The 20,200-nt window shown below is 66.0% G+C and carries 21 protein-coding genes; 4 read left to right on the forward strand and 17 right to left on the reverse strand.

The features are described from left to right. Positions 1 to 18: 18 nt before the first annotated feature. The 4 genes from ABIE24_RS13410 to ABIE24_RS13425 all read right to left on the reverse strand — a co-directional run bounded on the left by ABIE24_RS13410 (position 19) and on the right by ABIE24_RS13425 (position 5,637). Entirely contained in the window at positions 19 to 1,989 is a 1,971-nt protein-coding gene (locus ABIE24_RS13410; protein WP_354500464.1) for an ABC transporter ATP-binding protein, read from the reverse strand. After that, the gene (locus tag ABIE24_RS13415; RefSeq protein ID WP_354500466.1) at positions 1,986 to 3,719 is read right to left on the reverse strand and encodes an ABC transporter ATP-binding protein; all 1,734 of its coding nucleotides are present in this window, start codon (positions 3,717 to 3,719) and stop codon (positions 1,986 to 1,988) included. Before ABIE24_RS13415 ends, ABIE24_RS13410 begins: the two co-directional genes overlap by 4 nt. Further along, a complete protein-coding gene (locus tag ABIE24_RS13420) occupies positions 3,709 to 4,326 on the reverse strand; it encodes a TetR/AcrR family transcriptional regulator (RefSeq protein WP_354500468.1) in 618 nt (205 codons plus the stop codon). Before ABIE24_RS13420 ends, ABIE24_RS13415 begins: the two co-directional genes overlap by 11 nt. 336 nt (positions 4,327 to 4,662) lie before the next feature. Then, the gene (locus tag ABIE24_RS13425) at positions 4,663 to 5,637 is read right to left on the reverse strand and encodes an aldo/keto reductase (RefSeq protein WP_354500470.1); all 975 of its coding nucleotides are present in this window, start codon (positions 5,635 to 5,637) and stop codon (positions 4,663 to 4,665) included. Between the two features lie 104 nt (positions 5,638 to 5,741). Here ABIE24_RS13425 and ABIE24_RS13430 point away from each other — a divergent pair, with 104 nt between their 5' ends. Both ABIE24_RS13430 and ABIE24_RS13435 read left to right on the forward strand, forming a co-directional pair. Continuing rightward, a complete protein-coding gene (locus ABIE24_RS13430; RefSeq protein WP_354500472.1) occupies positions 5,742 to 6,275 on the forward strand; it encodes a methylated-DNA--[protein]-cysteine S-methyltransferase in 534 nt (177 codons plus the stop codon). A gap of 74 nt (positions 6,276 to 6,349) precedes the next feature. Next, positions 6,350 to 6,931 (forward strand): DNA-3-methyladenine glycosylase I, encoded by a 582-nt coding sequence (locus ABIE24_RS13435; RefSeq protein WP_354500474.1) that lies wholly within the window; start codon positions 6,350 to 6,352, stop codon positions 6,929 to 6,931. A gap of 7 nt (positions 6,932 to 6,938) precedes the next feature. Here ABIE24_RS13435 and ABIE24_RS13440 read toward each other — a convergent pair whose 3' ends face one another. From ABIE24_RS13440 to prmC, 13 genes are all read right to left on the reverse strand, one after another. Then, positions 6,939 to 7,679, reverse strand: a complete 741-nt coding sequence (locus tag ABIE24_RS13440; protein WP_354500476.1) for a YaaA family protein — start codon at positions 7,677 to 7,679, stop codon at positions 6,939 to 6,941. A gap of 27 nt (positions 7,680 to 7,706) precedes the next feature. Beyond that, positions 7,707 to 7,970 (reverse strand): F0F1 ATP synthase subunit epsilon, encoded by a 264-nt coding sequence (locus ABIE24_RS13445; protein WP_354500478.1) that lies wholly within the window; start codon positions 7,968 to 7,970, stop codon positions 7,707 to 7,709. Positions 7,971 to 7,972: 2 nt separating this feature from the next. Then, positions 7,973 to 9,436 carry a F0F1 ATP synthase subunit beta gene (gene atpD, locus ABIE24_RS13450; protein ID WP_354500480.1) on the reverse strand — a complete coding sequence of 488 codons (1,464 nt, stop codon included), beginning with the start codon at positions 9,434 to 9,436 and terminating at the stop codon, positions 7,973 to 7,975. 28 nt (positions 9,437 to 9,464) lie between these two features. Continuing rightward, positions 9,465 to 10,364: a F0F1 ATP synthase subunit gamma gene (locus ABIE24_RS13455; protein ID WP_354500482.1), complete on the reverse strand. Its 900-nt coding sequence runs from the start codon at positions 10,362 to 10,364 to the stop codon at positions 9,465 to 9,467. A gap of 3 nt (positions 10,365 to 10,367) precedes the next feature. Continuing rightward, entirely contained in the window at positions 10,368 to 12,005 is a 1,638-nt protein-coding gene (gene atpA / locus ABIE24_RS13460; protein ID WP_354500484.1) for a F0F1 ATP synthase subunit alpha, read from the reverse strand. A 51-nt stretch (positions 12,006 to 12,056) separates the two neighbouring features. Then, positions 12,057 to 12,851 (reverse strand): F0F1 ATP synthase subunit delta, encoded by a 795-nt coding sequence (locus tag ABIE24_RS13465; RefSeq protein WP_354500486.1) that lies wholly within the window; start codon positions 12,849 to 12,851, stop codon positions 12,057 to 12,059. Then, a complete protein-coding gene (locus ABIE24_RS13470) occupies positions 12,851 to 13,402 on the reverse strand; it encodes a F0F1 ATP synthase subunit B (protein ID WP_354500487.1) in 552 nt (183 codons plus the stop codon). Before ABIE24_RS13470 ends, ABIE24_RS13465 begins: the two co-directional genes overlap by 1 nt. 30 nt (positions 13,403 to 13,432) lie before the next feature. After that, a complete protein-coding gene (atpE, locus tag ABIE24_RS13475) occupies positions 13,433 to 13,669 on the reverse strand; it encodes an ATP synthase F0 subunit C (protein ID WP_090711036.1) in 237 nt (78 codons plus the stop codon). A gap of 46 nt (positions 13,670 to 13,715) precedes the next feature. Beyond that, positions 13,716 to 14,513: a F0F1 ATP synthase subunit A gene (atpB, locus tag ABIE24_RS13480; protein ID WP_354500489.1), complete on the reverse strand. Its 798-nt coding sequence runs from the start codon at positions 14,511 to 14,513 to the stop codon at positions 13,716 to 13,718. A 166-nt stretch (positions 14,514 to 14,679) separates the two neighbouring features. Next, positions 14,680 to 15,126 carry a Cg1360 family ATP-synthase-associated protein gene (locus ABIE24_RS13485; protein WP_354500491.1) on the reverse strand — a complete coding sequence of 149 codons (447 nt, stop codon included), beginning with the start codon at positions 15,124 to 15,126 and terminating at the stop codon, positions 14,680 to 14,682. Continuing rightward, complete coding sequence (locus ABIE24_RS13490) at positions 15,123 to 16,409, reverse strand: MraY family glycosyltransferase (protein ID WP_354500492.1); 1,287 nt, start codon at positions 16,407 to 16,409, stop codon at positions 15,123 to 15,125. Before ABIE24_RS13490 ends, ABIE24_RS13485 begins: the two co-directional genes overlap by 4 nt. Beyond that, positions 16,406 to 17,089, reverse strand: a complete 684-nt coding sequence (locus ABIE24_RS13495; protein WP_354500493.1) for an L-threonylcarbamoyladenylate synthase — start codon at positions 17,087 to 17,089, stop codon at positions 16,406 to 16,408. The genes ABIE24_RS13490 and ABIE24_RS13495 overlap by 4 nt, the downstream gene beginning before the upstream one ends. Before the next feature lie 83 nt (positions 17,090 to 17,172). Then, positions 17,173 to 18,045 carry a peptide chain release factor N(5)-glutamine methyltransferase gene (gene prmC, locus ABIE24_RS13500; RefSeq protein WP_354500495.1) on the reverse strand — a complete coding sequence of 291 codons (873 nt, stop codon included), beginning with the start codon at positions 18,043 to 18,045 and terminating at the stop codon, positions 17,173 to 17,175. 503 nt (positions 18,046 to 18,548) lie between these two features. Between prmC and cysK the strand changes: the two genes are divergently transcribed. Both cysK and epsC read left to right on the forward strand, forming a co-directional pair. Next, the gene (cysK, locus tag ABIE24_RS13505; protein WP_354500497.1) at positions 18,549 to 19,487 is read left to right on the forward strand and encodes a cysteine synthase A; all 939 of its coding nucleotides are present in this window, start codon (positions 18,549 to 18,551) and stop codon (positions 19,485 to 19,487) included. 3 nt (positions 19,488 to 19,490) lie between these two features. Next, on the forward strand, positions 19,491 to 20,054 hold the full coding sequence (epsC, locus tag ABIE24_RS13510; RefSeq protein WP_354500499.1) for a serine O-acetyltransferase EpsC: 564 nt from the start codon (positions 19,491 to 19,493) through the stop codon (positions 20,052 to 20,054). Positions 20,055 to 20,200 lie beyond the last annotated feature (146 nt).

Genomic DNA, 20,200 nt, shown 5'->3' on the forward strand with positions numbered 1-20,200 from the left:
GCTCACGCCTGTGGAGGGTTACGCCCCGTCGCTCACCGGAGCCGCGAACTGCGAGTTGTACAGGTTGTAGTAGGCGCCGCCCTGGGCCAGCAGCTCGTCGTGGGTGCCCTGTTCGACGATCCGTCCGGACTCCATCACGAGGATCAGGTCAGCGTCGCGAATGGTGGACAGCCGGTGCGCGATGACGAAGCTCGTGCGGTCCCGGCGCAGGGTCGACATGGCTTTCTGCACGAGCACCTCGGTGCGGGTGTCGACGGAGCTCGTCGCCTCGTCGAGGATCAGGACGCTCGGCTGGGCGAGGAACGCCCGCGCAATCGTCAACAACTGTTTCTCGCCGGCGGACACATTCGACGCTTCATCGTCGAGCACGGTGTCGTATCCGTCGGGCAGGGAGTGCACGAACCGGTCGACGTAGGTGGCGCGTGCCGCCTCGAGGATCTCCGCCTCCGTGGCATCCGGACGCCCGTAGGCGATGTTGTCGCGGATCGTCCCTCCGAACAGCCAGGTGTCCTGCAGCACCATTCCGACCCGGCTGCGCAGGTCGAGCCGTGTCATGTGTGCGATGTCGACACCGTCGAGTGTGATGCGCCCGCTGTCGAGTTCGTAGAACCGCAGAATCAGGTTCACGAGCGTGGTCTTTCCTGCACCGGTCGGCCCGACGATGGCGATGGTGTGCCCGGGCTCGGCGACGAGGTCGAGGTCCTGGATCAGTGGCTTCTCGGGCGAGTAGCTGAACGAGACGTCCTCGAACCTGAGCCGGCCGCTGGATGCGACGGGGCTGGCGGGGGCGGCTGGATCCGGGGACTGCTCGTCGGCATCGAACAGTTCGAAGACGCGTTCGGCGGATGCAACGCCCGATTGCAGCAGGTTGGCCATCGAGCCGAGCTGGGTGAGCGGTTGGGTGAACTGCCGGGAATACTGGATGAAGGCCTGAACGCTGCCGAGGCTCAGGGCCCCCGTTGCCACCTGGAGGCCGCCGACAACGGCGATGGCGACGTAGACGAGGTTTCCGACGAACATCATCGAAGGCATGATGATGCCGGAGATGAACTGGGCGCCGAAGCTGGCCTGGTACAACTCGTGGTTCTTCTCGGAGAACCGCGTGCCGACCTCACGCGCCCGGCCGAACACCTTGACGATGGCGTGTCCCGAGTACATCTCCTCGATCTGCGCGTTGAGCTCGCCGGTGTGTTTCCACTGGTCGACGAACTTCTTCTGCGACCGCTTCGCGATCACGCTCGTGATGAGCACTGTGAGCGGGATCGTGATGAGTGCGATTCCGGCGAGCAGCGGCGAGATGGAGAACATCATCGCGAGCACACCGATCACGGTCAGCAGCGACACGAGGATCTGGCTCAGGGTCTGCTGCAACGTCTGGGAGACGTTGTCGATGTCGTTCGTGACCCGGCTGAGCAGCTCGCCCCGCGGCATCCGGTCGAAGTACGACAGCGGCAGCCGGTTCACCTTCGTCTCGACGTCTTCCCGCAGCCGGTACATCGTCCGCTGGACGACCCCGTTGAGCACGAGTGCCTGGACCCAGCCGAAGAGGAATGCCAGCGCATAGATGGCGAGCACGAGGAGCAGCACGCGGGACAGCGCACCGAAGTCGATGCCCGAGCCGGGCGTCAGGGTCATGTTGGCGAGCATGTCGGCCTGCTGGTCCTGGCCGTCTGCCCGAAGACCGGCCACGATCTGCTCCTGCGTCGCGCCCGCCGGGAGGTTCGCCGAGACGGCTCCTTCGAAGATGATGTTCGTGGCATCCCCGAGGATTCGGGGGCCGATCACGCTGAAGGTCACACTGATCACCGCGAGAACGGTGACCAGCACGAGCGGCAGCCACTCCGGCTGGAGCCGCTTCGCCAGGCGTTTGGCGCTCGGACCGAAGTTCATCGACTTCTCCACGGGTATCCCGGCGTTGGCCCACGGGCCTCGACCCATTGGAGGACGCGCGGGAACCCGGGTTTCGGTCTTGGACTCGGCGTCACTCATGATGCTTCCTCTGCGGTGAGCTGCGATTCGACGATCTCGCGGTAGGTCGACGATCGCTCGAGCAGGTCGTCGTGGGTTCCGCGGCCGACGATCACGCCGTCGTCGAGGACGAGGATCTGGTCGGCGGAGCGGATGCTCGATACCCGCTGGGCGACGATGACGAGCGTGGCGTCGGCGACGTCGCGGGCGAGCGCTGCGCGAAGCCGGGCATCCGTGGCCAGGTCGAGCGCTGAGAACGAGTCGTCGAACACGTAGATCTCGGGTCGCTTGACGAGGGCGCGGGCGATGGCGAGCCGCTGGCGCTGGCCGCCTGAGAGGTTCGTGCCGCCCTGCGAGACGGAGGCGTCGAGGCCGTCGTCGAGCGCCTCGACGAAGTCCCGGGCCTGGGCTACGTCGAGCGCCCGCCACAGTTCATCGTCGCTCGCGTCCGGTTTGCCGTAGCTCAGGTTGGAGCGCACTGTGCCGGAGAAGAGGTACGGCTTCTGCGGGACGATGCCGATCTTCGACCAGAGCAGGTTCTGGTCGGTCTCGGCGACGGAAACGCCGTCGACGAGGACGCGCCCGCCGGTAGCGTCGAACAGTCGCGGCAGCAGGTTGACCAGGGTCGTCTTGCCCGCACCGGTTGACCCGATGATCGCTGTCGTCGTGCCCGGTTCGATCACGAACGACAGGTCGCGCAGCACGGGCTGCTCAGCTCCCGGGTAGGTGAAGGAGACCCCGTCGAAAATGATGCTTCCCGTCGTGTCGAGGGTGACGACGGGAGTGCCCGGCTGACGAACGGACGACTCCGTTCCGAGCACCTCGCCGATCCGATCGGCGCTGACCGCGGCACGGGGGATCATCACGGCCATGAACGTCGCCATCATCACGGCCATGAGGATCTGCATGAGGTACTGGAGGAACGCCATCACCGTCCCGACCTGCATTGAGCCCTCTTCGACGCGGAACGCCCCGAACCACAGCACGGCGATGCTCGAGACGTTGAGGACGAGCATGACGATCGGGAACATGATCGCCATCAGCCGACCGGCGCGAAGCCCGACATCCGTCAGTTCGGCGTTGGCCTCCTCGAACCGGGCGGTCTCGACATCCTCACGCACGAAGGCCCGGACGACGCGGATGCCGGTGAGCTGCTCGCGCAGGACCTTGTTGATCCGGTCGATCCGACGCTGCATGGACTGGAACAGCGGCACCATTCGTACGATGATCATGCCGACGGCGATGAGCAGGACCGGGATGGCCACCGCGAGCAGCCAGGAGAGCTGGAGGTCAAGGCCCAGCGCCATGATCACCCCGCCGATGGCGAGGATCGGGGCGGAGACCATGAGGGTGGCCGTCATCAGCACGAGCATCTGCACCTGCTGCACGTCGTTGGTGCTGCGGGTGATCAGCGACGGCGCGCCGAACGACGACACTTCGCGTTCGGAGAACTCGGACACGCGCTCGAACACGGCCTGGCGAAGGTCACGTCCGAGCGCCATGGCCGCCTTCGCGCCGAAGTAGACGGCCGTGATGGCGCAGAGGACCTGGAGCAGCGTGATGGCGAGCATGAGCATCCCGACCCTGAGAATGTACGCCGTGTCGCCGGTGGCCACGCCGTGGTCGATGATGTCGGCGTTGAGGGTCGGGAGGTAGAGCGAGGCGATGGACTGCGCGAGCTGGAAGACGATGACCCCGACGAGGAGCGGCCAGTGCGGCTTCAGGAAGCGGCCGGTGAGCTTAGCGAGCATGAGTGTCCTTGGGTGAAACGGACGGACCGACGATGCCGTGGAGGATGAACTCTGCCAGTTCGGCGTCGGTGAATTCGCTCCCCGATGTGAGAAGCGGAAAGGAGCTCGAGAAGGCGAGGAGGCGGGTGAACTGCGCAACCTGTGCCGGACTCCAGCGGAGGGCCTTCGCCTCGGGGGCGAGCGCCGCGGCGACGAGCCGTTCGATGTCTTCCCGCACCGACGCGGGCGTCGGACGGTCCTCCTCGTTCAGGGTGGACATCACCCGGAACACACCGTCGAAACGGCGGCGCAGAGCCCCGAGGATCGACCGCATCTTCGCATCCAGCGGCTCTGCGGGGTCGATGGCCGCGAGTTCGGTGAGAAGCGGCTCAGGGTCGAGGTAGCGGGCGACAGCCGCCTTGAGGAGGCTGTCCTTGTCGCCGAACGCCCGGAAAATGGTTCCCTCGGCGACTCCGGCTGCTTCAGCGAGCTGGCGCGACGTGACTGCCCGGCCGTGTTCGAGGAGCAGCGGGAGCACAGCGTCGACGATCATCGACCGGCGGTCGTCGGGGGCGAGCGGAGTCGCCCGAACCGATGGCTCGAGGGTGGTGGGAGTGGTTGTTGTCACTCCGCGAGCCTAGCTGAGTGAGCGCTCACTCACCACGGGATCGTTCGTTTCCGCTCCGCCTGGAGCGAACGGGCTCCACGCTCACCAGGTCACCCACTTCGGTCGAAGTCACCCGGCGTACCGGGAGACCCTGTCCGAAACGGATGACCTCGCGGCGGGCGGCGTGTTCAGGCCCCGGCGGGCGCGAAGAGCGCCGAAATCGCATCGAGCTCGTCGGCCGACGGACGCCACGCGGTCGCGGCATCCGCCCTCGCCAGGTCACCCACTCCGGTCGAAGTCACCCGGCGCACCGGATGACCCTGTCCGAAACGGATGACCTCGCGGCGGGCGGCGTGTTCAGGCCCCGGCGGGCGCGAAGAGCGCCGAAATCGCATCGAGCTCGTCGACCGACGGACGCCACGCGGTCGCGGCATCCGCATTCTGTTCGATCTGCTCGGGGCGCGTGGCCCCGGCGATGACGCTCGTGAGGGCGGGCTGCGCGAGCAGCCAGGCGAATGTCGCCTGCAGCATCGTGATGCCGCGGACATCGCAGAACGCCTGATACGACTCGATCGCGTCCCACGGGGCGCTCTCGAGCAGGTAGCTGCGCTGGCGCATGATCCTCGAGTCGGCGGGCCCGCCGTCGCGGCGGAACTTGCCCGTGAACAGACCGTTGTAGAGCGGAAAGAAGGGCAGGAAGCCGAGGCCGAAGTGCCGGACGGCCGGGAGGACCTCCCGTTCGGCGTCACGCACGATCAGGCTGAATTCGTTCTGCGCTGAGATGAACTTCGGATGCCCGGAGAGCTCGGCGGTCAGCTCCGCCTCGGCGATCTGCCAGCCGGCGAGGTTGGAATGCCCGATGTACCGCACCTTGCCTTCACGGATGAGGTCGTCGAGCACCGAGAGGGTCTCTTCGATCGGCGTGACCGGGTCGGGCGTGTGCAGCTGGTACAGGTCGATCCAGTCGGTCTGCAGCCGCTTCAGCGATGCTTCCACAGCGAGGCGGACATACCGTCGCGATGCCTTCGCGCCCCAGCCCTCGAGGCCGACGTCGGCACCGGAGTGCCCGAACTTGGTTGCCAGCACGACCTCATCGCGTCGGCCGCGGAGCGCGTTGCCCATCAGCGTCTCGCTGAGGCCCGGCTCCTTGCCGTACATGTCTGCGGTGTCGAGCAGGGTGACCCCGGCGTCGAGGGCAGCGGTGAGAACGGCATTCGTTCCCTCCTGCGTTTCGGTGGCAGTTCCGAGCCTGCCGAAGTTGTTGCAGCCGAGCCCGATCGTTGAGACGCGGAGCCCGCTGGTGCCGAGGGTGCGGTATTCGATGTCAGCCATACTCCAAGGCTAGCGGCCCCTGCACAGGCGAGCCGTCGACGGAATCTCTCCACCGAACCGTCCCCGCGGCCCGGTCGGACGTTGCGTGCTCGTACCGTCGGTGCATGACTCCCCGAACCCTTTCCAGAGAACCTCAGCCCAGCCTCTTCGACCGCCCCGTCGGCCTCCTTCGAACGTCGAGCCCGCTCGGCCGGATCGAACTCACCAGCGACGGGTTCGCCGTCACCGGCGTGCAGATCGAACGGGACGGCCGCTTGCCCCGCGACGGCTACCGTGAGACGTCGATCGACGTCCTGGTAACCGCCGCCGAGCAGCTGGCGGAGTATTTCGACGGTGCGCGCCGTCGCTTCGACGTTCCGGTCGCCGCCGAAGGCACACCGTTCCGATTGCGCGTGTGGTCGGCGCTGGCCGAGGTCCCGTTCGGCAGGGCGAGCACGTATGGTCTCCTCGGCCACGATGCCGGCCTCGGGGTCGCCGGGCGGGCGGTGGGCGGCGCGGTCCGTGCGAACCCGCTCCCCCTCCTGGTCCCCTGCCACCGGGTGCTGTCGAGCACGGGCCGGGTCGTCGGCTACAGCCAGGGTGAGGGGGTGCAGACGAAACTGTGGCTCCTCGATCACGAGGGCATTCCGCACCGTTGAGGGGGCGGCAGCATCGGCGGCGTCGGATATCCTGACGACGCCAGAGCATCAACCTCTCGACGAAGGACTAGCCTGTGACCGACTCCCCCTCCCTCCTCGTCGGTACGGATGCCTGCCCCCGCTGCGCCTGGGTCGGCTCCGATCCTGAGTACCAGCGGTACCACGACGAGGAGTGGGGAACACCGCTCCTCGGCGACCGGGCCGTCTTCGAGAAGATCAGCCTCGAGGGTTTCCAGGCGGGGCTGTCGTGGATCACGATTCTTCGCCGGCGACAGGCTTTCCGCACCGCGTTCGCGGACTTCGACATCGACGCCGTTGCGGCCATGACTCCGGACGACGTGGAGCGCCTTGTCCTGGATGCCTCCATCATTCGCCACCGCGGCAAGATCAACGCCGTGATCGGCAACGCACGCGTCACCCGCGAACTGGGTGAGAGCCTGTCCGAGCTGGTCTGGAGCTTCCGGCCGGCACCGGGCCGCCCGCGACCGGCGCGTCTCAGCGACATCCCGGCCGTCACGCCCGAGTCCTCAGCCCTCAGCGCCGAACTCCGGCGACGCGGGTACCGGTTCGTCGGTCCGACGACGATGTACGCGCTGATGCAGTCGGCCGGCCTCGTCGACGATCACGTTGCCGGGTGCTGGCGCGCCGGGAGCTGACCGGAATTCACACGATCAGCGCGAGGTCGGTCGTGCCGGACTGTCGTTCCAGCTGGAACCCGGCGGTCCCGGCCCAGTCGACGAGCTCGTTCGCGTTCGCGAACTCGACACCCGCTGACAGCAGGGCGCGCGTGAATTCGCCCTTCGCCTTCTTGTTGAAGTGGTTGAGCGCGCGCCGCGCGCCGTCCCTGGTGCCGGTGAGCACCCGGAGGAAATGCGATCCTGCCGGGGCCGCGCCGAGGCCGACGTAGGCCTCTGAGCGCAGGTCGAGCACGAGCCCGGGCTCCGCGGCGAGCGAGACGCCGACGGCATCCCGCCAGTGCCGTTTGAGCGGCCGCCCCGGCACTCGCGAATCATGCGACAGGCGGTACGCCGGAATCGGGTCGAGAGCGCCGACCGGCCCGAGGAGCGCCGCGTGGATGACAAGGTGCCGCCCGGCGAAAGACCGGGCGTCCGCGCTGAGGGATGCCGCGTCGAGCGCGTCGAAGAGCACGCCCGTGTACCGGTCGAGGGCGGGCAGGGTGGGTGACGTCCACAGGAGACGATTCGTCTCGACCTCGGCGTGCTGTTTTGGTCCGAGTTTCAGGGCCGCGATCGCGGCATCCGGATCCTGCGACAGGGCGACCACGTCGTCCGTCAACGCGCGCCGGGCGTCGGTGAGGTCCGGGAACCGGAGCTGGTCGAGAGACAGCGAACGCCCCGTGCCACCTGCTCTCTTCGTCTCAGACGGAGGGAGCAGGATCAGCACGGGGCGTTACGGGGGCCTTGCGGCGAACTACTTGACGAGGCTGGCGTTGCCGGCCACGACGGTGACGGTGTTGTTGTCGACCGAGAGGAAACCATCAGCCGCTCGCGCGGTGATCTTCTCGCCACTCTCAGCGGTCACGCGAACTTCACCCTCAGCGAGGATGGCAAGCATGGGCTCGTGTCCGGGGAGAATACCGATCTCTCCCTCAACCGTCCGAGCGATGACCATGGAGGCGGTGCCGGACCAGATCTCCTGGTCGGCCCCGACGACACTGACGTTGAGCGTCGCCATGGTTAGCCGTTCTCCTTCTGGATCTGCGCCCAGCGCTCTTCGACGTCGCTGATGCCACCGACGTTGAAGAATGCCTGCTCAGCCACGTGGTCGAACTCGCCGTCGGCGATCGCCGCGAACGACTCGATGGTCTCCTTGAGCGGAACCGTCGAACCCTCGACACCGGTGAACTTCTTCGCCATGTATGTGTTCTGCGAGAGGAACTGCTGGATGCGACGTGCACGGGCGACCGTGATCTTGTCTTCTTCGCTCAGCTCGTCGACACCGAGGATCGCGATGATCTCCTGGAGTTCCTTGTTCTTCTGCAGGATCGCCTTCACCCGGACGGCCGTGTTGTAGTGGTCGTCACCGATGTAGCGGGGGTCGAGGATACGGCTGGTCGAGGTCAGCGGGTCGATGGCCGGGTAGAGGCCCTTCGACGCGATCTCACGCGACAGCTCGGTCGTCGCGTCGAGGTGCGCGAACGTCGTCGCCGGAGCGGGGTCGGTGTAGTCGTCAGCAGGAACGTAGATGGCCTGGAGCGACGTGATCGAGTGACCGCGGGTGGAGGTGATGCGCTCCTGGAGGATGCCCATCTCGTCGGCGAGGTTCGGCTGGTAACCCACCGCGGACGGCATGCGGCCGAGGAGCGTGGAGACCTCGGAACCGGCCTGCGTGAAGCGGAAGATGTTGTCGATGAAGAGCAGAACGTCCTGCTTCTGCACGTCACGGAAATACTCAGCCATGGTGAGGGCCGAGAGGGCGACGCGCAGTCGCGTTCCTGGCGGCTCGTCCATCTGGCCGAATACAAGCGCCGTCTTGTCGAAGACGCCGGCTTCTTCCATTTCGAAGATGAGGTCGTTGCCCTCACGGGTGCGCTCGCCGACACCGGCGAACACCGAAACTCCACCGTGGTCGGATGCGACGCGCTGGATCATTTCCTGGATGAGGACGGTCTTGCCGACACCTGCACCACCGAAGAGGCCGATCTTTCCACCGAGGACATACGGGGTCAGAAGGTCGATCGACTTGATGCCGGTCTCGAAGAGCTCGGTCTTCGACTCGAGCTGGTCGAATGCCGGTGGCTTGCGGTGGATCGGCCAGCGCTCGCTGATCTCGATCTTCTCGCCCGGTGCGGCGTTGAGCACTTCACCGATGACGTTGAAGACCTTGCCCTTGGTGACGTCTCCGACGGGAACGGTGATCGACTCGCCGGTGTCGGTGACCTCCTGGCCGCGGACGAGTCCGTCGGTCGGGTTCAGCGCGATGGCGCGGATTAGGTCGTCGCCGAGGTGCTGGGCAACCTCGAGCGTGATGACCTGGGACTGGCCGGCCATGTTGACCGTGGTCTTCAGGGCGTTGTAGATGCCGGGAATCGCGTCATGCGGGAACTCGATGTCAACAACCGGACCGGTGACGCGGGCGACACGGCCGGTTGCGCCGGCCTTCACCTCACTCGTGTCCTGAGCGGTGGCAATGTCTGTCATGCTCTTCTTCTCTCTTCGTAATCGAAAATTACTTGGCGGACGACAGTGCGTCTGCGCCGCCGACAATCTCGGAAATCTGCTGGGTGATCTCGGCCTGGCGCGCGTTGTTGCGCAACCGCGTGTAGTCGGTGATGAGCTTGTCTGCGTTCTCGCTCGCCGAGCTCATGGCCTTCTGCGTAGCGGCGTGCTTGGCCGCAGCCGACTGGAGCAGGGCGTTGAAGATTCTGCTCTCGATGTAGACAGGCAGGAGTGCGTCGAGCACGCTCGATGCATCCGGCTCGAACTCGTAGAGCGGCAGGACCGTCTTGTCATCCGGCTCTTCGACGCCCTCGACAACTTCGAGGGGCAGCAGGCGGACGACCTCGGGAACCTGGCTCATCATGCTGACGAGGCGGTTGTAGACGATGTGGATCTCGTCTACTCCGCCGGCCGAAGCATCCAGAACAAACTTCTCGAGAAGCGCGGCACTGATCTCCTGCGCCATCGCGAAGGTCGGGTTCTCGCTCTCGCCGACCCACTGCCCTTCGCTCGGACGCTTGCGGAACGTGAAGTACCCGACGGACTTGCGGCCGATGAGGTAGTAGACGACGTCCTTGCCCTGGCTCTTGAGCAGCTCGGTGAGTTCGTTGGCTTCACGCAGGACCTGCGAGTTGAACGCGCCGGCGAGGCCGCGATCAGACGCGAAGATGACGACGGCAGCCCGCTCGACGACCTCCGGCTCGGTGGTCAGCACGTGGTCGACGTTTGAATACGTCGCCACGGCTGACACCGCGCGGGTGATCGCCCGGGAGTATGGACCGGATGCCGCAACGCGCGCTTGTGCTTTCGCAATGCGCGAGGCGGCGATGAGCTCCATCGCCTTCGTGATCTTCTTGGTCGTCTGCGCAGAGCGAATCTTCTGCGTGTAGACCCGAAGTTGAGCACCCATTACTTATCGACGTCCCTTGACGATCTTTTCCTGGTTGACGTCTTCAGCCGGAAGCTCCGTGAACTGCTCGGAGCCCGGGCCGCTGAGGGGCTTGCCCGCACCGGTCTGGAACTCGAGCTTGAACGCGTCGACAGCGGCATCGAGTTCATCGACGATGTCGTCGCTCAGCACGTTGCTGTCGCGGAGCTTGGTGAGAACCTGGGTGTTGCGGCCGAGGTAGTCGTGCAGTTCGCTTTCGAACCGCAGGATGTCCTCGACGGGAACCTCGTCGAGCTTGCCCTTGGTGCCGGCCCAGATCGAGACGACCTGGTTCTCGACGGGGAAGGGCGAGTACTGCGGCTGGCGCAGCAGCTCGGTCAGGCGGGCACCGCGAGCGAGCTGGCGGCGGCTGGCCGGGTCGAGGTCGGATGCGAACATCGCGAAGGCTTCGAGCGAGCGGTACTGCGCGAGCTCGATCTTCAGCGTTCCTGAAACCTTCTTGATGCTCTTCACCTGCGCGTCGCCACCGACTCGCGAGACCGAGATACCCACGTCGACTGCGGGGCGCTGGTTGGCGTTGAACAGGTCGGACTGGAGGAAGATCTGGCCGTCGGTGATCGAGATCACGTTGGTCGGAATGTAGGCCGAGACGTCGTTCGCCTTGGTCTCGATGAGCGGAAGACCGGTCATCGAGCCGGCACCGAGCTCGTCGGAGAGCTTGGCGCAACGCTCGAGCAGGCGGGAGTGCAGGTAGAACACGTCACCCGGGTATGCCTCGCGTCCCGGCGGGCGGCGGAGGAGCAGCGAAACGGCGCGGTAGGCCTCTGCCTGCTTCGACAGGTCGTCGAAGACGATGAGGACGTGCTTGCCGCCGTACATCCAGTGCTGGCCGATGGCCGAACCGGTGTAGGGGGCGAGGTACTTGAAGCCTGCGGGGTCGGATGCCGGGGCGGCGACGATGGTCGTGTACTCCATCGCGCCGGCCTCTTCGAGGGCGCCCTTGATGGACGCGATCGTCGAGCCCTTCTGGCCGATGGCGACGTAGATGCAGCGAACCTGCTTGTTGACGTCGCCGGAGTCCCAGTTGGCCTTCTGGTTGATGATGGTGTCGATCGCGATCGCCGACTTGCCGGTCTGGCGGTCACCGATGATCAGCTGGCGCTGGCCGCGGCCGATCGGGATCATGGCGTCGATCGCCTTGATGCCGGTCTGCATCGGCTCGTGCACGCTCTTGCGCTGCATGACGCCGGGGGCCTGGAGTTCGAGGGCACGACGGGTCTCCGCCTTGATCTCGCCGAGGCCGTCGATCGGCGCGCCGAGCGGGTCGACCACACGGCCGAGGAACGCGTCGCCGACCGGGGTCGAGAGCACCTCTCCTGTGCGGGTGACTTCCATGCCCTCAACGATTCCGTTGAATTCACCGAGGACGACAACACCGATCTCGTCTTCATCGAGGTTCTGCGCGAGGCCGAGGGTTCCATCCGCGAAACGGATGAGCTCGTTGGCCATCACGCCAGGCAGACCCTCAACGTGGGCGATGCCGTCACCGGCGTCGGTGACATAGCCGACCTCGGTGGTGGTGGCCTTACCCGGCTCGTAAGCCGTGACGAAGTCCTTGAGAGCATCCCGAATCTCGTCGGGGCTGATCGTAAGTTCTGCCATCTTCTTCCCTATCTGTGTGGGGACGAATGTCCCCTACGTTGTCTACTGGCGCTAGCCAGCAAGCTGAAGTCTGAGCTCGCTGAGGCGAGAGGAGATGCTGCCGTCGATGACATCGTCGCCGACCTGCACGCGCAGGCCTCCGATGACACTCGGGTCGACAACCTGGTTGATTCGGAGCTTGCGGCCGTACTGCGCCGCGAGCCCCTTCTCGAGACGCTCGACCTGAGCGGCGCCGAGAGGGAAAGCGCTGGTGACGGTGGCGACGATGTAGCCCTGCTGGTCAGCGATGACGGATGCCGCGTGGCGGAGCAATTCTCCGATCCGACGGCCGCGGGGCTGCAACACGAGGTGCTTGACGATCTCGACGGTCTCGGCAGAGCCGTTGCCGCTGAGAAGCTTTTGCACCAGCGCGCTTTTCGAGTCCTGACCGCCGAGTTTCGATCCGAGCGCGAGCTCGAGGCCCGCGTCGGACGACACCGACTGGCTGAAAGCGAAGAGCTGCGCATCCAGCCGGGCGTCAGGCCCGGCGGCTACGGCAGCGGCCCGAAGGCCGAGTTCTTCGATTCCGCCGAGGAGGTCGTCGGGGTTCGACCAGCGCGCTGAGACGATCTCCCGGAGGAGGTCGAGCGCCTGCGCGCTGAGCTGCGAACGGAAGACGCGGTCGACGATCGAAGCCTTGACGCTCGCCTCGCCCGACGGATCGGCGAGGAGCGAACGCAGCTGACCCGATTCGCCGATGACCCGTCCTGCTGCGAAAAGATCCGTAGCGGTGGCCAGGTCGATGCGGCCGGTGTCAGACAGGGCCTTCTTCGAGGACGCGAGAGCTTCCCGAGTTGCGCTTCCCATTATTTGGTTGCCTTCTCCGAAGCTTCGAGTTCAGCCAGGAAACGATCGACGATGGCGGTCGCCTTGGCGTCGTCAGCGAGGGTCTCGCCGATGACGTTGCCTGCGAGGTCGATGGCGAGGGTGCCGACGTCGGTCCGGAGGGAGACGAGTGCTGCCTGCCGTTCGGCTTCGATCTGCGCCTGCGCGCCTGCCGTCACTCGTGCAGCCTCGACCGTCGCCTGAGTACGGGCCTCAGCGACGATCTGCTTGCCGTCGTCACGAGCTGACTCGCGAATACGGCCAGCTTCCTGGCGTGCTTCGGCGAGCTGAGCGGTGTACTGCTCGAGCGCGGCCTCGGCCTGGCGCTGTGCCTCATCGGCCTTTGCGATGTTGCCTTCAATGGCCGCGGAACGCTCATCGAGCATGACCTGCATCTTCGGAAGAACGATCTTCCAGAAGAGTGCCAAGAGGATGACGAAACACACCGCCGACCAGAAGATGTCGTAGAGCTCGGGGATCAGAGGGTTCTTGGTAGCTTCCTCTTCAGCCGCCGCAACGAGTGCGTGTAGCATCTTGCCTCCTTACGAGGGTGAAAGAGAGGCCTAGGCCGTGAAGATGAAGTAGGTGGCGATACCGATGAAGGCGAGCGCCTCGGTGAAGGCGATACCGATCCACATCAGGACCTGCAGGCGGCCGGCCAGCTCTGGCTGACGAGCAACGCCTTCAATGGTCTTGCCCACGACAATGCCGACGCCGATGGCGGGCCCGATCGCTGCGAGACCGTAACCGACCGTCGCGATGTTTCCGTTGATCTCGGCGAGAACGGTTGTTGCGTCCACGTGATGTTTCCTTCCGTGATGAAAAAAGCTGGCGGTTGCCGGCTCTTTAGTGCTCTTCAGCTACCGCGAGCTGAATGTAAACCGCGGTGAGCAGGGTGAAGACATAGGCCTGGAGCAGTGCGACCAGGATTTCGAACAGGGTGAAAGCGAAGCCGAAGGCGAAGGTGACAGCGCCCATGGCGATGAACCAGCCACCGAGCGTGAAGACGAAGAACTGGGTCGCCGCAAAGAACAGGACGAGCAGCAGGTGTCCGACCACCATGTTCATGAGGAGTCGGAGCGTCAGCGTCACGGGCCGGATGATGAAGGTCGAGATGAACTCGATCGGGGTGACGATGATGTACACCGGCCACGGCACACCGGTCGGGAAGAGGGAGTTCTTGAAGAACTTGCCCGGGCTCTTCTTGATGCCGGCGTAGATGAAGGTGACGTACGAGATGAGCGCCAGCACGAGCGGTACACCGATGACGGACGTTCCGGCGATGTTGAGGCCGGGAATGATGCCGGTGAAGTTCATCGTGAAGATCATGAAGAACATCGTGGTGAGGAGCGGGAGGAACCGCTTGCCGTCGACCTTGCCCAGGAGGTCCTCGGCGATGTTGACCCGGACGAAGTCCAGACCCATCTCGATGATGCTCTGGAAGCGGCTCGGGACCATCTTCATGTTCCGCGTGCCGAGCCAGAACACGATCACCAGCGCGAGAACCGCGAGGAGACGGATCAGCATGATCCGGTTGATGTCGAATCCGGTGCCCTCGAACAGAACGATGTCCGGGAAGAATTCCGTGATCGACGGCCCGTGGAAGGTCCCGTCGTCGGTTGAGGTCTGAACCAGTAAGTTCACAGCGTTAGCTAACAGCGCGCTCTCCTGTTTCGGGCGTGAAGCGAAGCTCTCGCGACGACGAACGGTGGGAAGTGCCCGACACACATACTTCTTGCGACATGTTCGGGCGGGGAATCTTCGATAACACTATCAAACGATGCGTAACGCGACGAATTGAGAGAGCCCTTTAATTGGTCTGTTTGTCGTCGCCGGGGAGGGAGACGTCGCTGGCGTACGGCATCCGCGACTTCGACACGATGATCACGTCGACCGTGAGCGCGGCAATCACTCCGGCGATGATGCTCAGGAACAGCACCGTCGGGTTGATCCAGGGCTGGTCCTTCAGGAGCACGGCGAGAACGAGGAAGAGCACGAACTTGAGCAGCCAGCCACCCATCACGATGCCGAAGAAGATCGGCACGAACAGATCCGTGCCGAACCAGCGGTTGGCGAAGAGGATGCTCGCAGCCGTGATTCCGAGGAACACGATCGACATCGCGGTGCCGATCAGGGCGCTCACCAGGCCACGGTTGCCGTCGAAGATGTAGCCGAGCGTGCCACCCACAACGGCGATGGCGAGAGCGAGGATGCCACCCCACTTGAGGCTGGCTCGAAAGATCTCTGCTGACTTCATCGGGATTCCTTGTCTGGGGTGGCGAACGTCTCGCGGTCGACGATGTCGTCGCGGACCCGGTCGTCTGACGCCTCGTCGAGCGGGTCGAATCGGGCAAGCGTGTCTGCGGCCCCGGTGCCCTCGGGGGCCGCCTGCGCCTTGATCTCCGCCGCCTTGCGACGGCCGAGCGGCGCGAGGGTGATGACCGTGCAGACGATCACGCCCACCACGAGGAAGCCGAGGGCGAACCAGTACGGCTGGAACACGAAGAACATGAGGCAGGACAGGGCGATGACCGCCGTCCACGCGTAGAAGATGAGCACAGCGTGCAGGTGTGAGTGGCCCATGTCGAGCAGGCGGTGGTGCAGGTGCATCCGGTCTGCGCTGAACGGGGACTTCCCGGCACGCAGGCGCCGGATGACGGCGAGCGCGAAGTCGACGAGCGGAACGATCAGGATCGCAAACGGCAGGATGATCGGGATGAAAGCACCGAGAAGCTGGCTGCGTCCGACTCCCCCGCCGCTGGTCGAGTCGGCGTTCAGGGCCGATGGGTCGATCTGGCCGGTGATGGCCACGGCAGACGTCGCCATCAGCAGGCCGACCAGCAACGCCCCGGCATCGCCCATGAACATCTTCGCCGGATGCCAGTTCATCGGGAGGAATCCGGCGCACGCGCCGACGAGGACAGCGGAGATGAGCAGGGAGAGGTTGAAGTAGGTCGACTGGCCGAGGTCGCGCACGAGGAGGTAGCCGTAGACGAGGAACACGCCGTTGGCGATCAGACCGACACCCGCTACGAGCCCGTCGAGCCCGTCGATGAAGTTCACGGCGTTCATCACCAGAACGATCGCGAAGACCGCGAGCGCCGCGGACATCCACGAGGAGCCGACCGTGAGCCCGCCGATCGGCAGTGAGTAGATCTGCACACCCAGCCAGGCGATGAGGCCCGCTGCCATGAACTGGCCGGCGAGTTTGATCATCCAGTCCAGATCCCAGATGTCATCGGCGATCCCGATGAGCACGATGATCAGGGACGCGCCGAGGATGGCGAGGATCGACCCGGGAGGGTTGAACGTCTGCTCGAAGAACGGGGTGACGCGGGAGATGAAATAGGCGAGCCCGAATGCGGCGACCACACCGATGAACATGGCCACGCCGCCGAGTCGAGGGGTAGGCCGGGTGTGGACGTCTCGCTCACGGATGCTCGGGTACAGCTTGTAACGCAGCGCCACCTTGTAGACCACCAGGGACAGGATGAAGGTGATGAGCGCCGTAGCGAGGGCGATCAGGGCATAGAGGATCATGCGGGAGACACGTCGTCGGCGACGGGATCCTCGAGCAGGTCGCCGAGCACCTCGCGCAGCTGGGAGCGGGTGACCGCTCCGTCGCGCAGGATCTTCACCGTGCCGCCCGGGGCGACCAGGGCTGTGGCGTCGACGATGGTCGACGCCGTCGACTCGCTCGTCCCGCCGTCGAGGTAGACGTCGACCGACTCCCCCAGCATGTTCATGGCATCCTGCGCCGTCGTCGCGGCGGGCTTTCCTGTGAGGTTCGCGCTCGAGACGGCGAGTGGCCCTGTCTCCTCGAGCAGTTCGAGCGCGATGCGGTTGTTCGGCATGCGGACGGCGACGGTGCCGTCGGTCTCTCCGAGGTCCCACGCCAGCGAAGGCTGCGCAGGCAGCACGATGGTGAGTCCCCCGGGCCAGAACGCGTCGACCAGCTGGCGGACGGCATCCGGGACCTCGGCGGCGAGGGCCTCGAGAGTCGCGATTCCCGGCACGAGAACCGGCGGAGGCGACTGCCGGGTGCGGCCCTTCGCGTCGAGAAGCTTCTGCACGGCAGCCGGCGAGAACGCGTCTGCTGCGACGCCGTAGACCGTGTCGGTGGGGATCACGACGAGTTCGCCCCTCCGAACCGACGCGCGGGCGAGGCGCATACCGGTGAGGAGGTCGGAATCCTGGGAGCAGTCGAAGAGGCGAGACATCCCGCCGATTCTATCCCGGGGCCGGTGAGAGGATGCCGCGAGGCCTCCCGCTGTGCCCCGATCGATACCGGAAAGACGTCCGATCAGGCCCTGGTGGCCGTCGTCGTGCGGTCTCGCTGGGTCAGGTCGCGGAACGTCGCGGCCGCGCGCCAGCCGTCCGCGGTGAGGATGCTGCGGATCGCCTCGCCCTGCAGCTCACCGTGCTCGAGGATGAGGGTTCCACCCGGGCGGAGCAGGCGCGCGGCGGTCTCGGAGAGCTGGCGGACGACGTCGAGGCCGTCCTCTCCCCCGTACAGCGCCGCCGCCGGATCGTAGAACCGCACCTCCGGATCGCGCGGTATCGCGGCATCCGGAACGTACGGCGGGTTCGAGATGACGACGGCTGCCCGTCCGTTGAGTTCGGGGAACGCCGCGGCGAGGTCCTCGAAGACGAGGGTGGCGTTGGGCGCCGCCGTCTCGGTGAAGTTCTGCCGCGTCCACAGGAACGCGTCGACCGAGTTCTCGGCGGCGTAGATGCGCGCATTGGGCACTTCGGTGGCCATCGCGAGCGCGATCGCGCCGGAGCCCGTGCCGAGGTCGATGCCGATGGGCTCCGGATCCGGAACGGACCGCAGGGCATCGATGGCGAACTGGACCACCTGTTCGGTTTCGGGCCGGGGCACGAACACGCCCGGACCGACGGCGAGGTAGAGGGAACGGAAGGCCGCACGGCCGAGGATGTGCTGGAGCGGCTCTCGCTGGGCCCGTCGCTCGGCGAGAAGCAGAGCGGCATCGGCGTCGGCGGCCTCCACCGGGCGGCCGGTCAGCGCGGCGGCCTGGACTTCGCCGCGACCGAGGTCGTGCACGTGGCCGACGAGGAGCTCGGCGTCGACGTCCGGGTTGGGGACGCCCGCCTTCGCCAGAAGCTCGGTGAGCGAGGAGACGAGCGAGCCGACGGTAGCGGTTCTCGATGTCATGAGGTGCCAGGCCTGCCTGTCGGGAGAGGCGGAGAGGAGAAACCGCCGATCTCCGAGCCTACCCGCCGCTGGTCCTGGCAGCCGTCTCCGGAAGCACGGGCCGCCGTGTAGCGCCCACGCGGGTCAAAACGCGCGGCGCGGGCGCAACGGCGCCCGCGCGACGCAAACAGGCCCGCGGCCCCGGTTCGGCGAGCGACCCGCGCGGCACACGACGGATGCCGCCGCGCGCGACCCTCGGTACGGCATCCGGAAGCACACCGAAGCCGCAATCCCCCGCGCGGGTCAAAAGGCGCGGCGCGGGCGCAACGGCACCCGCGCCACGCAAACAGGCCCGCGCGGCCCCGGTTCGGCGAGCGACCCGCGCGGCACACGACGGATGCCGCCGCGCGCGACCCTCGGTACGGCATCCGGAATGTCACGGAAGCGGCGTCGGTTGCACCGGGCAATAAGCTGTAATCCCGTCGACTGCGTTCCGCGCAGACCATAACCCAAGGAGCATATACGTGGCCGCGAAGATCTACGCCAATATCACCGAGGCGTTCGGCAACACCCCGCTTGTTCAGCTGAACCGTGTGACCGATGGCGCAGGGGCCACCGTTCTGGCGAAGCTGGAGTACTATAACCCCGGCTCGAGCGTGAAGGACCGCCTCGGGGTCGCCATCGTCGACGCCGCAGAAGCCGCCGGCGCTCTGAAGCCCGGTGGCACCATCGTCGAGGGCACCAGCGGCAACACCGGCATCGCCCTGGCGCTCGTCGGCGCCGCCCGCGGATACAAGGTGATCCTCTCGATGCCCGCATCGATGAGCACCGAGCGACGGGTTCTCCTGCGTGCGTTCGGCGCAGAACTGGTCCTCACCGACCCGGCCCTCGGCATGAAGGGCGCCGTGGCGCGTGCCGAAGAGATCGTGGCAGCGACGCCCGGCGCGATCCTCGCCCAGCAGTTCGCCAACGAAGCCAACGCCGAGATCCACCGCAAGACCACCGCCGAGGAGATCTGGCGCGACACCGACGGCGACATCGACATCTTCGTCGCCGGCGTCGGAACCGGCGGCACGATCACCGGAGTGGGCCAGGTGCTCAAGAAGCGCAAACCTGAAGTCCAGGTCGTCGCGGTCGAACCGATCGATTCCCCCATCCTCAACGGCGGTGCCCCCGGCCCGCACAAGATCCAGGGCATCGGCGCGAACTTCATTCCCGAGATCCTCGACACCACCGTCTATGACGAGGTCATCGACGTCAGCTTCGACGACTCCGTGAAGGTCGCCAAGCGCCTGGCCGCCGAGGAAGGCATCCTTGCCGGAATCTCGTCCGGCGCGATCATCTGGGCGGCAACCGAGCTCGCGAAGCGCCCGGAGAACGCCGGCAAGCGCATCGTCGCCATCGTCTGCGACACCGGGGAGCGCTACATCTCGACGCCGCTCTGGTCAGACCTGACCGACTAGACGATGCAGGTTCTCTCCCGGATCCGGGAAGACATCACGGCCGCGCGTGTGCACGACCCTGCCGCGCGCGGCTCCGTGGAGGTCTTCCTCACCTACTCCGGCCTCCATGCCATCTGGGCGTACCGGCTGACCTCCAGGCTCTGGACGCACGGTGCCCGGATGCTCGCGCGCATGCTGTCGCAGTTCACCCGGTTCCTCACCGGCGTGGAGATCCACCCGGGCGCCGTGATCGGCCGGCGGTTCTTCATCGACCACGGCATGGGCGTCGTCATCGGCGAGACCGCCGAGATCGGCGACGACGTGATGCTGTACCACAGCGTCACGCTGGGCGGGAAGTCACGGGGCAAGGAGAAACGGCATCCGACGCTCGAGAACGGCGTGCAGGTCGGCGCAGGCGCGAAGATCATCGGCCCGATCACGGTCGGCGCGGGCAGCATCATCGGCGCGAATGCCGTCGTGACCAAGGACGCTCCGGCGATGTCCCTGCTCGTCGGTGTTCCGGCGCACGCCCGCCCCCGCGAACCCGGCAAGACCTACGGCCTCATCGACCCCGAGTACCACATCTAGGTTCCAGGTCCGCCGCGAAGCGCCTTCCGGTGACGCGAAAGCACCGTTTGAGCGGGCGGTTTCAAGCGGTCATTGCAACAGCACCTGTTCGATGACTTCGGCCGGCTTCGCGAACTCGAGTCGTTTGCGGGGCCGGTCGTTCATTT

The sequence above is a fragment of the Mycetocola sp. 2940 genome (genome assembly GCF_040548835.1).
Classification (GTDB): Bacteria; Actinomycetota; Actinomycetes; order Actinomycetales; family Microbacteriaceae; genus Mycetocola_A.